The sequence below is a fragment of the Paraburkholderia sp. CNPSo 3274 genome, assembly GCF_024206475.1.
Classification (GTDB): domain Bacteria; phylum Pseudomonadota; class Gammaproteobacteria; order Burkholderiales; family Burkholderiaceae; genus Paraburkholderia.
Window position 1 is genome coordinate 34,871 of the sequence record NZ_JAMBPR010000014.1, and the last position, 14,226, is coordinate 49,096.

General features: G+C 62.7%; 9 protein-coding genes and 3 pseudogenes. 10 read left to right on the forward strand and 2 right to left on the reverse strand.

All coding sequences use genetic code 11. The annotated features are described in order from the left end of the window. Positions 1-79 precede the first annotated feature (79 nt). From M3I54_RS12030 to M3I54_RS12050, 5 genes and pseudogenes are all read left to right on the forward strand, one after another. On the forward strand, positions 80-841 hold the full coding sequence (locus M3I54_RS12030) for a GntR family transcriptional regulator (RefSeq protein WP_254336073.1): 762 nt from the start codon (positions 80-82) through the stop codon (positions 839-841). A gap of 126 nt (positions 842-967) precedes the next feature. Further along, positions 968-2,479, forward strand: a complete 1,512-nt coding sequence (locus M3I54_RS12035; RefSeq protein ID WP_254336075.1) for a sugar ABC transporter ATP-binding protein — start codon at positions 968-970, stop codon at positions 2,477-2,479. A gap of 19 nt (positions 2,480-2,498) precedes the next feature. After that, a complete protein-coding gene (locus tag M3I54_RS12040; RefSeq protein WP_254336077.1) occupies positions 2,499-3,524 on the forward strand; it encodes an ABC transporter permease in 1,026 nt (341 codons plus the stop codon). 95 nt (positions 3,525-3,619) lie between these two features. After that, positions 3,620-4,561, forward strand: coding sequence for an ABC transporter substrate-binding protein (locus M3I54_RS12045; RefSeq protein WP_254336079.1), 942 nt, complete (start codon positions 3,620-3,622; stop codon positions 4,559-4,561). A 286-nt stretch (positions 4,562-4,847) separates the two neighbouring features. Then, positions 4,848-5,027 (forward strand): annotated as a pseudogene (locus M3I54_RS12050) (aldehyde dehydrogenase family protein); the annotation flags it as partial. Between the two features lie 132 nt (positions 5,028-5,159). On the opposite strand, the gene M3I54_RS12055 reads toward M3I54_RS12050, so the two are convergent. After that, complete coding sequence (locus M3I54_RS12055) at positions 5,160-6,614, reverse strand: aldehyde dehydrogenase (NADP(+)) (RefSeq protein WP_254336081.1); 1,455 nt, start codon at positions 6,612-6,614, stop codon at positions 5,160-5,162. 17 nt (positions 6,615-6,631) lie between these two features. Further along, positions 6,632-7,807, reverse strand: coding sequence for a fumarylacetoacetate hydrolase family protein (locus M3I54_RS12060; RefSeq protein WP_254336083.1), 1,176 nt, complete (start codon positions 7,805-7,807; stop codon positions 6,632-6,634). A 418-nt stretch (positions 7,808-8,225) separates the two neighbouring features. Here M3I54_RS12060 and M3I54_RS12065 point away from each other — a divergent pair, with 418 nt between their 5' ends. From M3I54_RS12065 to M3I54_RS12085, 5 genes and pseudogenes are all read left to right on the forward strand, one after another. Continuing rightward, complete coding sequence (locus tag M3I54_RS12065) at positions 8,226-9,461, forward strand: acyl-CoA dehydrogenase family protein (RefSeq protein WP_254336085.1); 1,236 nt, start codon at positions 8,226-8,228, stop codon at positions 9,459-9,461. A 28-nt stretch (positions 9,462-9,489) separates the two neighbouring features. After that, positions 9,490-9,684: pseudogene (locus tag M3I54_RS12070) on the forward strand (LLM class flavin-dependent oxidoreductase); the annotation flags it as partial. After that, positions 9,675-9,881 (forward strand): annotated as a pseudogene (locus M3I54_RS12075) (glutathione ABC transporter ATP-binding protein GsiA); the annotation flags it as partial. The pseudogenes M3I54_RS12070 and M3I54_RS12075, both read left to right, overlap by 10 nt. A 102-nt stretch (positions 9,882-9,983) precedes the next feature. Beyond that, the gene (locus M3I54_RS12080; RefSeq protein WP_254336087.1) at positions 9,984-10,709 is read left to right on the forward strand and encodes a haloacid dehalogenase type II; all 726 of its coding nucleotides are present in this window, start codon (positions 9,984-9,986) and stop codon (positions 10,707-10,709) included. Between the two features lie 50 nt (positions 10,710-10,759). Then, complete coding sequence (locus M3I54_RS12085) at positions 10,760-14,107, forward strand: AAA family ATPase (protein ID WP_254336223.1); 3,348 nt, start codon at positions 10,760-10,762, stop codon at positions 14,105-14,107. The last annotated feature ends 119 nt before the right edge of the window (positions 14,108-14,226 follow it).

A 14,226-nucleotide genomic window follows, 5' to 3' on the forward strand; every position in this document is an offset into this window, starting at 1 on the left:
CCCTCTGGAAGGGACGGCTTTCGGGCAGGGGAAAACCAGGCGTTTGCACGCGTTGACAACGCTGAATCTGCTACCTAGCATGCTAGCATGTCTTCTCAAAATCAAGCGCGCCGTGAACTCTTCATCCGAAGTGGCGAGTGTCGCCGGCAATCCTTATGTCGCACTGCAAAAAATTAGAGGCGGCGAGCGCGGCAGCCTGACTGACGCGGTCGAGCAGGCGCTGAGAGAAGCGATCGTGACGCTCGCGCTGGAACCCGGAATGATGATCGACAAGATGGCGGTCTGCGAACGCATGGGCGTGTCGCGCTTTCCGGTTTCCGCCGCGCTGGCGAAGCTCGCGCATGCGGGTCTCGTCGAAGTTTTGCCGCAGCGCGGCACGCGCGTCAAGCCGATCGCGCTAGACGATATTCGCCAGCATCTGTTCATTCGCAGCGCGCTAGAAGTCGAAACGGTGCGCGGCGTCGCGCGCATGAAAGACCGCGCCACGATCGACGCACTGGCAGCGAATCTCGAAGAGCAGCGCAAGGTCGCCGGTAATGGCCAGCGTCTCGCGTTTCATGAGCTCGATCTGGCGTTTCATGAAATCCTGCTCGACGCGGTGAACCTGCCGCGCGTGAAAGAGATCGTCGCGGTGTCGCGCAACGCGCTGGACCGCGCGAGGCAATTGCTGGCGAGTCCCGAGCGTCTCGTGCACACGCTCGACGAGCACGAACGGATTTTCGAGGCCATTCGCGCCGGCCGTGCCGACGCAGCGGCAAAAGCGATGCACGACCATCTCGATCAGGTGATCGAGGAATTGCACCGGTCCGCGAAAGAACGGCCGGATCTATTCGCACCTTAAGCACTTTGGTCTTACGTCGAGCAACGCCCGTACTTCAACCACCTTCGTGCAGCGCTGCCAGCCACGCCGCGCACGCGATCAAGGGGCCCCGGTAATGTGTCTGGCTTTTCTTCGCGGATTAGCGCCATGACGCCGCTCATCTCCGTCAACAAGCTGAGCAAGAGTTTTCCCGGCGTGAGGGCACTTCATGAAGTGCAATTCGAGCTCATGGCGGGCGAGGTGCACGCGCTGATGGGCGAGAACGGCGCGGGCAAGTCGACCTTGATGAAGATTCTCGCGGGCGTGTATACGCGCGACTCGGGCGACATTCTCTATGATGGCCAGCCCGTAGCGTTCGCGAGTCCGCGCGAGGCCCAGGCCGTGGGCGTCGGCATCATTCATCAGGAACTCCAGTTGATGAATCACTTGACCGTCGCGCAGAACATGTTCGTCGGCCGCGAACCGCGCGGACGTCTCGGGCTCTTTCTCGACGAAGACAAACTCAATGCGCAGGCACGCGCGATTCTCGCCCGCATGCACGTGCAGCTCGACCCGCGCACCGTGGTCGGCTCGCTCACGGTTGCAAGCCAGCAGATGGTAGAGATCGCCAAGGCGCTGTCGTACGATTCGCGCGTGCTCATCATGGACGAGCCGACTTCCGCGCTCAACGACGCGGAAATCGCCGAGCTTTTCCGCATCATTCGCCAGTTGAAAGAGCGGGGCGTGGGGATCGTTTACATCTCGCACAAGATGGATGAGCTCAAGCAGATTGCCGATCGCGTCACCGTGCTTCGCGACGGCGAGTACGTCGCCACTGTCGCCGCCGCCGATACGAGCGTGCAGGCCATCATCGGCATGATGGTCGGCAGAACGCTCGCCGATGTCGCACCGTATCAGGGTCCGGCGCACCAGGGCGAAGTCGCGCTCGAAGTGAAGCATCTGAACGCCGGCTCGCTCGTGAGGGATGTGAGCTTCACGTTGCGCAAAGGCGAAATACTGGGCTTTGCGGGACTCATGGGCGCCGGCCGGACCGAGGTCGCGCGCGCCGTGTTCGGCGCGGACCCGGTCGAATCCGGCGACATCTTCGTGAAAGGCGCGAAGGTATCGATCAAGACGCCGAGCGACGCCGTCGCGCACAGCATCGGGTATCTCTCCGAGGACCGCAAGCGCTTTGGTCTCGCGACCGGCATGGACGTCGAATCGAACATCGTGATGTCCAACCTCGGCAAATTCCTCTCGCTGAACCTGTTTCTGCGCCGTATTCAGATCCGCAAGACGGCGGCGCATTTCATTAATCTGCTCGCCATCCGCACCCCTTCCGCCACGCAGCCGGTGCGTCTGCTTTCGGGCGGCAACCAGCAGAAGATTGTCATAGCGAAGTGGCTGGAGCGCGACTGCGACGTGCTTTTCTTCGACGAACCCACGCGCGGCATCGACGTCGGCGCGAAAAGCGAGATCTACAAGCTGTTGCGCGCGCTCGCCGAACAAGGCAAGGCGATCGTGATGATCTCGTCGGAACTTCCGGAAATCCTGCGCATGAGCGACCGGATCGTAGTGATGTGCGAAGGCCGTATCACTGGCGAACTCACCGCCGGCGAGGCGACCCAGGAGCGCATCATGCATCTCGCGACCCAGCGCGAAACCCTGCAAGCGGCATGAGCCTCAAGAGGTCGAATCCATGACTATGCAATCGGATACTGCGGCGCTGGCCGACCAGAAACGGTCGTCCGGCCTGAAGGCGCGTATTTTCTCGCCCAATGCGCTGCAGAAAATGCTCGCGTTCGCCAGCCTGATCCTGCTGCTGATTTTTTTCAGCTTCGCTTCGCCTGCATTCATGCAGATGGACAATATCCTCGGCATCCTGCAGGCAACCGCCGTGAACGGCGTGCTCGCCATTGCCAGCACGTTCGTCATCATCACGGGCGGGATCGATTTGTCGGTCGGCACGTTGATGACCTTTACGGCCGTGATTTGCGGCGTGTTTCTGACCTACTGGCATTTGCCGATGTGGATCGGCGTGCTCGCCGCAATCGGCACAGGAGCGGTGTGCGGAACCATTTCTGGCACGCTCACGGCGAAGATGAAGATCCCGCCGTTCATCGCCACGCTGGGCATGATGCTGCTGCTCAAGGGACTCTCGCTCGTCGTCTCGTCCGACAAGCCCATCTATTTCACCGACACCGAAAACTTCTACATGATTTCGCAGGACTCGCTGATCGGCTATTTCCTGCCCAGCGTGCCCGTACCGAACGCCGTGCTGATTCTGTTCGTGCTCGCCATTGTGAGTTCGATCACGCTGAACCGCACGGCGCTCGGCCGCTATACGTTCGCGCTCGGCAGCAATGAAGAGGCCGTGCGCCTTTCCGGCGTGAATGTCGATCGCTGGAAGATTGCGATTTATGGCCTCGGCGGCGCGATTTGCGGCATTGCAGGGTTGCTGATCGCTTCTCGCCTGAACTCGGCGCAACCAGCGCTTGGCCAGGGCTACGAGCTGGAAGCCATCGCGGCGGTCGTGATCGGCGGCACGTCGCTGAGCGGCGGCTCGGGCACGATACTCGGCACCATCATCGGCGCTTTCATCATGAGCGTGCTGACCAACGGCCTGCGCATCATGTCGGTCGCGCAGGAATGGCAGATCGTGGTGACGGGTCTCATCATCATCCTCGCGGTTTACGCGGATATCCTGCGGCGCAAGAAGCGTTAAAAGAGGAGACGGAAGAAGCACGGAAAGAACGGGGAGTAAAACAAGGCTCCCTCAACGGCTGGAGGTCTATGGCCCACCTTAGGAGGAGAAATGTCATGTTGAAAAGAAAACTGATCAGTGCCGTAATCGGAGTGGGCGCGCTCGTGGGCGCGTCGAGCTTGACATATGCTGAGGAACCCTACATTCCAGTCATTTCGAAGGGCTTCCAGCATCAGTTCTGGCAAGCCGTGAAATCCGGCGCGGAACAGTCAGCGAAGGCGAACAACGTCAGGATCACGTTCGAAGGCCCTGAAACCGAGGCTATGGTCGACAAGCAGATCGACATGCTCTCGGCCGCGCTCGCCAAGAAGCCACAGGCTCTCGGCATCGCCGCGCTCGACAGCAAGGCCGCCGTTCCGCTGCTCAAACGCGCGCAGTCCAGCAAGATCCCTGTGATCGCGTTCGACTCGGGCGTCGACAGCGATATTCCGCTCACGACCTGCGCCACGGACAACCTCGCCGCCGCCGCGCTCGCCGCCGACAAGATGGCGGAGATGATCGGCAATGCCGGCGAAGTCGGCGTGATCGTGCATGACCAGACGAGCCGCACGGGTATCGACCGGCGCGACGGCTTCCTCAACGAGATGAAGACGAAGCACCCGGGCGTCAAGATCGTTTCCGTGCAGTACGGCGCGGGTGACCACCTGAAATCGGCGGAAATCGCCAAGGCCATGATTCAGGCGAACCCGAACCTCAAGGGTATTTTCGGCGCCAATGAAGGCTCGGCGGAAGGCGCGGCGATCGGCGTGAAGGAGTCGGGCAAGAAACTGGTGCTGATTGGCTTCGACTCGGGCAAGGAGCAAAAGGAAGCCATCATGTCCGGCCTGATGGCGGGCGCGATCACGCAGAACCCGGTCGGCATCGGCAAGTGCGTCGTCGATTCCGCGGCGAAGGCGCTGAAGGGCGAAACGCTACCCAAGAAAATCGACACGGGCTTTTACTGGTACGACAAGACTAATATGAGCGACCCGAAGATTGCGGCGGTGCTTTACGACTGATGGGTGTGGGTCACGTTTAATGCGAAGGGGAAGCGCTGCGGCGCTTCCCCTTTCGTTTCTGCGGCACGCTTCAGTCCGAAACCGTAGCCCCTGCCGGCGACCGCCGGGGGGAACGCGAACCATCCTTCGAAGCGAACACGTAGTAGGTCAGCGCGGTCGCGACGAGGCCAACCATCCACGAGACATCGGCGTCGCCCACGATCGACGCCAGCGGGCCGTGGAGAAAGCTTTAAGCGTTCGCCTCGAAACTGGCGACAGCCGTGAAGGAGCTGAAGGTCGGGCACGGGACGTGGCGAGAGAAGAGACGTTCGGCCCGCTCGCGCCGCTGTTCCGTTTCTCGAGCGACGAAGAAGTCGTGAAATTGACGCCGTTTGGCGGCGTGAAGCAATCGGGTCTGGGCAGGGAAGGGTCGCACTACGGCATCGATGACTATCTCGTCATCAAGTACCTGTGCATGGCGGTTTGATCGCCAGATACACCCAAAAAAAGGGCGGCGTCGCTGGGAAGATAAAGTCTCAAGGCTGAAAGTGAAAAGCGGAGACCTAATTCGAAATCCGGTCTCCGCTTTTTTTACCGCTTCAATCGTGCGCGTGGCGCCTTATGCCGTTGCCGTTCCGCTCGTCGCGGCAATCGCCCACTGCGGCGCATCCTGCAACGCAACGGGGCGCAGGAAGCGCTCGATCGCCGCATAACCGACCGAGGTGGTTTGCGGCTGCGTCGACGCGGGCCACGGGCCGCCGTGCTGCTGCGCATCGCACACGGCGACGCCCGTTGGCACGCCGCCAAACAGCACGCGACCTGCAATATGTTGCGCAGCGACTGCGAGCGCGCGATTGGCCGGCGTATCGGCTTGCGCGCCCCACAGCGTGACCGTGAGCGAACCTTCCACCGCGGCAAGCACGTCGAGCGTCTGCGCTTCGTCATGCACCTTCACGATCAGCGCCGCCGGGCCGAACATCTCTTCGTGCAGCGCCGCGTTGGCGATGAACGTCTGCGCGTCGGTTTCGAACAGACGCGGCGCGGGCGCGGCGGCCTCTTCGTCCTGTGCCGGCGCGGCGAGACGCACGCGTACGCCCACCTGGCTCGCGATATGCGCGGCGGCGCTTTCGAAACCGCGGCGCATGGCGGTCGTGAGCATGGCATGCGGCTTTTGCGTGGACAGAGCTTGCGCCAGCGCCTCGGCGAAGTGCTCGCCGTTTTCGTCGTCGCGCACGACGATCAACCCCGGGCTCGTGCAGAACTGCCCGCAGCCCATCGTTATCGAGGCGGCGAGTGTCGCAGCGGGCGTATCGACGCCTTCCGCCAGCGCTTGCGGCAGCACGACGAGCGGATTGATCGAACCAAGTTCGCCATAGAAGGGAATCGGCCGGCGACGCGCATTGGCCGCGCGCCACAGGGCCACACCGCCTTGATACGAGCCCGTGAACGCGACCGCCGCGACATCGGCATGACCGACGAGATGCACGGCCGCTTCGCGCGAAGCCTGATCGACGAACGCGATCACGCCTTCGGGCAAGCCCTGTTCGCGCAGCACACGCGCGGCGAGCGCATGCACGCGGCGCGACAGTTCGGGATGGCCCGAGTGCGGCTTGACGATCACGGTGCAACCCGCAGCGAGTGCAGAGGCCGTATCGCCGCCGAGCACCGAGAAAGCAAACGGGAAATTGCTCGCCGAGAACATCGCGACAGGCCCGAGCGGCACCTGCACGCGCGTGAGATGCGGGCGGCCTGCGGGCGGCGCGCCGGGCACAGCCGCGTCGTCGACCTGGCGATTGGCGATGCCTGCTTCCACGCGCTCGGCGAAGCCGCGCAGCTGAAACGCGGTGCGCGCGAGTTCGCCGTTCAAACGCGCGGCGCCAAGCGACGTTTCTTCGTCCGCGATGGCGACGAGCTGGGCGGCGTCGCTCTCGAGCGCGTCGGCGAGACCGCGCAGCAGGGCGCTGCGCACGGCGCGCGAAGCCGCGCCGTAAAGGGCCTGTGCTTCCTGCGCGAGCGCGGCGGCTTCGTCGATATGCGCGAACGGCGCGGTCGCCACGTGATTTTCTGTCTGCATTACGTATTCACTCCGGGTTAAAAGAGACCGCGCTCGGCGAGATTGGTATAAAGGGCGCGCACGCCGAACGTCCACGGTTCGATTTCGGTGCAAAGGCGCACGGTGTTGACGATGGCGCCAAGCGGCGGCGCGCTGATCGTGACCCGGTCGCCGAGGTGATGCGTGAAGCCGCCGCCGGGCGCGTCGCGGTCCTTGATCGGCGAGAACATCGTGCCGAGGAACAGCATGAAACCGTCCGGATACTGATGGTGGCGGCCCCATGCCTGCGAAACGAGATCGAGCGGGTCGCGGCTGATTTCCCGCATGTGGCTCACGCCTTCGAGCAGGAAGGCGTCGTCCGTGCCTTCCACGCGAAGCGAGACGCTGGTGGCGCGAACCGTATCGAGCGTGAAGCCTTCGTCGAATAAACGAATGAACGGGCCGATCGCGCATGAGCCGTTGTTGTCCTTGCATTTGCCGAGCAGCAGGGCGGAGCGGCCTTCGATATCGCGCAGATTGACGTCGTTGCCGAGCGTCGCCCCGACCACGTCGCCGCGGCTGTTGACCGCAAGAACGATCTCGGGCTCGGGGTTGTTCCACGCAGAGGCGGGATGCAGGCCGATATCGGCGCCGAAGCCCACGGCGGACATCGGCTGGGACTTCGAGAACACCTCGGCGTCCGGACCGATGCCGACCTCCATGTATTGCGACCACGCGCCACGCCGCTGAAGTTCTTCCTTCAGATTGATCGCGGCCTCAGAACCCGGCTTGATTTTCGAAAGATCGGCGCCGATCAGTTTCGTGATTTCCGCACGGACGTCCTGCGCTTTGGCAGGATCGCCGCCTGCCTGCTCTTCGATGACCCGCTCGAGAAGACTCACCGCGAAGGTCACCCCGCAGGCCTTGATTGCCTGCAGGTCACACGGCGCGAGCAGCCAGGGGCGGTCCGCCGGGCGATCGCCCGCGAAGCTGTGTTCGAGCAGCGCCTCGGCCGTGCCGAGCGGCTCGCCGGGCGTATGCCGCACGACATCGAGCAGATCGTCGTAATCGAACAAGTCGGCCGTGGTAGGCGCCACCTGCGAAATATCGAAGACCATACCGCCGCGCACGACGACGACGCAGGGTCCGTCGCCCTCCGGGGTGGGCCGCCAGACGCGGCCGACGAGCAGCGCGCTATCTAGATCGTGCGGAAGATAAGCGGATGTTGAGGACATGGCAGGCATTCCGGAGTGAGCGTGGCGACACGCATCGTAGGGCGGATGCGCGTGCGCGTCCAAAGGAACACCTCTTTGTCCAACAGGGTGGACGATCGGGCCGCCCCTGTCGAATTGACCCGGCGGCGGCTTGTATTGCGGGTTAGAAGAGGTGCTTGATACCGGCCGACACCGCAACCTGTACGGTCAAAGAACGAATCGCGAAACAGGTCCGCGCAAAGACGTGATTTGCTTTGGCCGCAAAGTCTTGCTGCCCGATTGCGCGGATTGCAGGCCAACGCAGACATGCGAATAACAAAATTCGAATTCCGTGGTTAGTCGCGGGCAATGCGCTCCCTATACTTTTCCTCTTGGCAAAACGCCTTGTGGCCGCCCGAGAATCAAATCAATTCGCGGGCCTGACAAAAAGGAAAACTCCATGTCCGCTCTTCCCACTCAACTTCCGGTGCGCGGTCGCGCGGCCAGTTTGACGTTGCAGGATGCGCTCGCCGGCTTGCCATCACTCGCGAATGACATCGGCAAAGAAGCGGCGGCGCGCGAAGGACGCCGCGAATTGCCCTTCGAGGGCTTCGACGTGTTCCGGCGCTCAGGGCTGGGACGCCTTCGGTTGCCGGTGGAATGGGGCGGCCTGGGCGGCTCGCTCGTGGACGAATTCGACGTGATCGCGACGCTGGCCGCGGCCGACAGCAATCTCGCGCACGCGCTGCGTATTCACTACGACCAGACCGAAGCGCTGCTGCTTTCGACGCGCACGCCGTTCAACGATTTGCAGATCCAGCGCGTGATTGACGGCGCCATTTTCGGGGGCGCCTCGACCGAGCTGGGTACGTTGCGTCCAGGCGAATACACCACAGCGCTTAGGCGCGACGGCGAGCATTACCGGCTCGACGGCCGCAAATACTATTCGACCGGCACGGCCTTTGCCGACTACGCGCGCCTGAGCGTGCTGAACGACGAGGGCCAGCCCGTGGTGGCGATCGTGCCGGTGCGGCGCGAAGGGCTCACCGTGCTCGACGACTGGGACGGCATGGGGCAGCGCATGACGGCGAGCGGCAGTCTCGTGTTCGAGAATCTGCTGGTGCGTGCGGACGAGATCACGGAACGCGGCCTTGCCACGCTCGCCGGCCGTCATGGCGGCGCGCTGCGGCAGCTCCACCTGGTGGCGGTGGCCGCGGGCATCGTCCGCAATGTGGTTGCGGATGCAAAGCGCTACGTGCTGGAGCATGGGCGACCCGTACTGCACAGCACGGCGCCCTCCGCGCGCGAGGATGCCTTCATTCAGCAGGTCGTCGGCACGCTCTCCGCGCACAGCCATGCGATCGACGCGTTGGTGCGCGAGAACGCCCGCACGCTCGACCGATCGGCGCATGCGATCCGCGCGGGTGCGCCAGACGCAGATCAGCTCGTGCTGGAAGGCGCCTTGGCGACGGCGCGCACGCAACTCGTGGTGAGCAAGCTGGCGCTCGAAGCGGCCGAGCGCCTGTTCGAAGCCGGCGGCGCGTCAGCCACTTCGCGGGTGCAAAATTTCGACCGGCACTGGCGCAACCTGCGCACGATCTTCAGTCATAACCCGCTCCTGCACAAAGCGCGCGTAGTGGGCGACTACGCCTTGAACGGCGTGACGACACACCTCACCGAAGGCCGCGTATTTTGAAACCCATGATCCGGGGAGTATCCACGAAATGAGCCGAGCTTCGGCGACCGTAGGGTCGCGCCGCCTGCATTTGAACGCCAATATCCTGCATTCGGGTTTCGTGCCATCGGCGTGGCGTCTTGCCGATGCCGATCCTCGCGCATTCGTGGACGTGGCGCACTATGTGCGGGTCGCGCAACTTGCCGAAAGCGCGAAGTTCGATGCGGTCTTGCTCGCCGACAGTTGGGGCTTTCCATGCTCTTCATCTCGCACGATCTCTCGGTCGTGCGCTACATCGCCGACCGTGTACACGTGATGCAACAGGGCAACATAGTCGAGAGCGGCGACCATCAGGACATCTGGCGCGCGCCGTGCCACCCGTATACGCGTGTGCCGCTTGCCGCGATTCCCGGGCGCGAACTGGGAGCCGAAGCGGCCTGAAGTGCGCAGGGTCATGGCGCCCGGGTAGTGGTGCAGCGCTCAGCGAGAATTCTGTTCAAGTGCTTCAATGTGCGTTCCGATCCACGCCACATTCCGCCCCCTATGAAGAACCCGACCGAAATCAAGGCCCTCGTATTCGACGTCTTCGGCACCGTTGTGGACTGGCGAAGCGGCGTTGCGAGGGAGGCCGCTGCTTTTCTGCAGCGCCACGCGCCGAACCTCGATGCTTTCGAGTTCGCCGACGCCTGGCGCCGCGAGTATTCGCCTTCCATGGAGGAGATCCGCAGCGGACGCCGGCCATACGTGCGCCTCGACGTTCTGCATCGCGAGAACCTCGTGAAGGTGCTGGCCCGTAGCGGTATTGCCGGAGTGACGGACGCCGTGATCGACGAACTGAACCTGGCCTGGCATCGCCTCGATCCATGGCCGGATGCGGTCGAGGCGCTGAATCGCCTGAAGCGCCGCTTCATCATCGCCCCCTTGTCGAACGGCAACATCCGGCTCATGGTGGATATCGCGAGGCGCGCCGGTCTGCCATGGGACGCCATTCTCGGCGCCGAAGTGGTGCGCGCTTACAAGCCCTCGCCGCAGGTGTACAGCGAGACGGTGGACATTCTGGGTCTTGCGCCCGCCGAACTGTGCCTCGTGGCGGCGCATAACGGCGACCTTGCCGCGGCGCGCCGGCTCGGCCTTTCGACCGCTTTCGTCGTGCGGCCGACCGAGCACGGTCCTCATCAAAAAACAGACCTGAAAGCGGAGCAGGCGTGGGATTTCGTGGTAGACGATTTAAACGAGCTTGCGAGCCAGCTTGATGCCTCGATAGATTGAGCTTTTAATGGTAGTTGCCATCGAGAGCGTCTCTCGAGATCAGGGGCCATATGCGCTGCACAAATTGTGGCTTCGAATGCCGCGAGGGCGCGAGATTTTGCGAGCAGTGCGGCACCATCGTCGCTCAGACGCCGTCGCTCCGCTCCCCTGCCGATTACACGCCTTCGCACCTGGCCGAGCAGATCCACGCTGCGCACGCGGCCCTCGAAGCCCGCGGGAAGGCCGTCAGCGAACGTAAGACCATTACCGCGTTGTTTGCGGACATGGCCGGCTCCACGGCACTCATATACGGCCTGGATCCGGAAGAGGCGCATCGGCTGATCGCTCCCGTCCTCGAGTTGATGATGGAGGCCATTCACCATTACGAGGGTTTTGTAGCGAAATTGCTCGGCGACGGCATTCTGGCCCTGTTCGGCGCGCCGATCGCGCACGAGGATCATCCGCAGCGGGCCCTCTACGCGGCGCTCAGAATGCAGCAGGCGATGCGCCGTCATAGCGACCGCATTCGCCTCGAGCGCGGCATTCCCTTGCAGATCCGGGTGGGTGTCCACACCGGAGAGGTCCTCATGCGGTCCATCCACAAGAACGACTTGCAAGCGGACTATGACCCCGTCGGCAACACGATCCACATCGCCTCGCGCATGGAGGCCATTGCTACCCCTGCGTCGATACTGGTGAGCCAGTCCACCTACAGGCTGACCGAGGGCTATTTCGAGTTCAAGGCCTTGGGCCAGACACAGGTCAAAGGCGTGGTCGAGCCGCTTGCCGTCTACGAGGTGCAGGGGCCGGGCGTGCTACGCACCCGCCTTCAGGTGGCCGAGCGGCGCGGGTTGGCCCGGTTCATCGGACGTGAGCCTGAACTCGATTCATTGCGCAGGGCGCTCGATGCGACGCGCGCCGGGCAATGCAGCATCGTCGGCGTAGTCGGCGAAGCGGGCGTGGGGAAATCGAGGCTTTTTCACGAGTTCAAACGCTCGGCGCTAAAAGGGTGCCTCGTGGTGGAGACGTTCTCGGTCTCGCACGGCAAGTCGTTCGCGTATTTGCCACTCATCGAATTGCTGAAGAACTACTTTCAGATCACCTCGGAAGACGACGAACGGCGATGCCGCGAAAAAGTGACGGGCCGGGTACTTTCCCTCGAACGCAATCTCGAGGACGGCGTGCCGTATTTGCTCCATCTGCTTGCGATCGGCGAACCAGGTCCGGCTCTCGCGCAAATGGATTCGCAAATTCGGCGCGACCGTACCTTTGAAGCGATCACGCAACTCTTCGTGCGCGAAAGCGCGAACGAACCCGTCGCCCTGGTGTTCGAGGACTTGCAGTGGCTCGATAGCGAGACGCAAGCCTTTCTTGCTTACTTCGTTGAGCGCGTATCGAGTGCGCACCTTCTGTTGCTGCTGAACTATCGTCCGGAGTATCGGCATGACTGGGGCAATCGCGCCGGGTATGCGCAACTGCTGCTTGACCCACTGGATCGTGCCGATGCGCAGGGGCTCATCAGCGCGCTCGTCGGCGACGACCGGACGCTCGTTGGTGTCAAGCAGCATGTGCTCGACAAAACGGAAGGCAATCCGTTTTTTATTGAAGAAGTGGTACAAACGTTGGCCGAGGAACACGTGCTCGTGGGGGAGCCTGGTCACTACCGAATGGAAGCGGCACCGGCTGCGCTACATATCCCGACCACGGTGCAGGGCGTGCTCGCGTCGCGTATCGATCGGCTGCTCGCCGCAGACAAAGATCTGTTGCAGACGCTCGCGGTAATCGGGAAGACGTTTCCGGGCAATCTTGTCCAGTGTGTCGTCGACCTGTCCGACGATGAACTGTACGCGAGCTTGTCACGTCTGGAAGCGGGGGAGTTCATTTACGAGCAGCCCGCTTTTCCAGTGGTGGAATATGGCTTCAAGCATGCGTTGACGCAGGAAGTGGCAGGCAGTTCGATGCTTGCCGAGCGTCGCCGGCTGCTGCACGAACGCATCGGTCAGGCGATAGAGGCGCTTTTCCATGGACGTCTCAAGGACTACTGGAACGAGCTCGCCCATCACTATAGCCTCAGCGGCAACGTACCGAAAGCGGTCGAGTATTTGCATCGCGCCGGTCAACAGGCGTGGCAGCGCTCGGCTAACTCCGAGGCGCTTCGCCAACTCGGCATGGCGCTGGATCTGCTCTCGGGCCTGCCTGAAACGCCCGAGCGCGCCGATCGGGAACTCGCGTTGCGACTCGCCATCGGGCCAGCCTTGATGGCCGCGAGAGGATGGGCCTCGCGCGACGTGGAGGCGACGTATTCGCGCGCTTTGGAACTGTGCAGGCTGGCTGGGCAAACGCCGCATCTGTTCCGCGCTCAAACCGGGCTGCGGATGTTTTATCAGTTGAGCGCTGAATACAAAACGGCCAAAGAAATCGCTGAGCGGCTGCTCGAACTGGCAGAGCGCGCTGAGAATCCCACGCAAGTCATGGAAGCGCATTATCTGCTTGGCATGAGCTTGTTCAGGCTCGGTGAGCTTCCATCCGCACATGCCTACCTTGCCGGCTTGGGGAAGTCTTCGCTGCTGCAGGACACCGGGCACCTCGATGAGGAAATCTTTGCGCACGGGCGGGATCCGCGAAGCGTGGGCGAAGGCAGCCTGGGCCTCGTTCTTTGGCATATGGGTTACCCGGACGGGGCGTTAAGGCATGCCGAACAAGCCCTCACTCGCGCCCGCTCGTTACATGATCTGGTCAGTCTCGGACAAACGCTCATTTTCAAGGCCGAGCTTCATCAATTGCGTCGCGAGGCCACGCAAACTTATGCCTGCGCCGAGGCCGCCATCGCCCTTGCGACGGAGCAAGGCTTTCCGATGATTCTCGCGTGGGCGACCATGCTCCACGGCTGGGCGCTATCGGAGGCAGGAAAAAAGGAAGAGGGTATTGCGCAACTGCGCCAGGGCCTCACCGACTATGAAGCGACAGGCGCTCGCCTTGGCCGCTCGTACTTTCTGGCGTTGTTGTCTGAAACCTATGCAAAAGCGGGTTTGCGCGACGCCGGGCAACATGCGCTGGCCGACGCAATCTCAGCTTGCGAAACGTCGGACGAACGGTATCACGAAGCCGAGTTGTACCGCCTCAAAGGCGAGTTGTCGCTGCTTTCAGTGGGTCTTTCCACCGGCACAGCCGCGCAGCGCGATGCAGCGCAGGCGAGTTTCAACAAAGCCATGGCAACGGCTCGTCGCCGGGGTGCGAGATCGCTCGAGCTTCGTGCGGCGTTGAGCCTGGCGGCGCTTCTTGGGGAAGAGGGAAGCATGCATGCAGCCCGGCAGATACTCGCCCCTGTTTATGACTCGTTCACGGAAGGTTTCGGAACGGCAGACTTGCGAGACGCCAGGGAATTGCTTGACGCGCTCGCGGCGGGCATGGATCGATAATCGCTTGTGTTAGCGCGCCAGCTCGGCTTATCTGGAAAGCACGCGGGCAGGCAAACACCAACGCGTCTGCCTGCCCGTGCTCAGATCGCCGCTTGCGCGGCGCTCACGTTTCGAGCGAT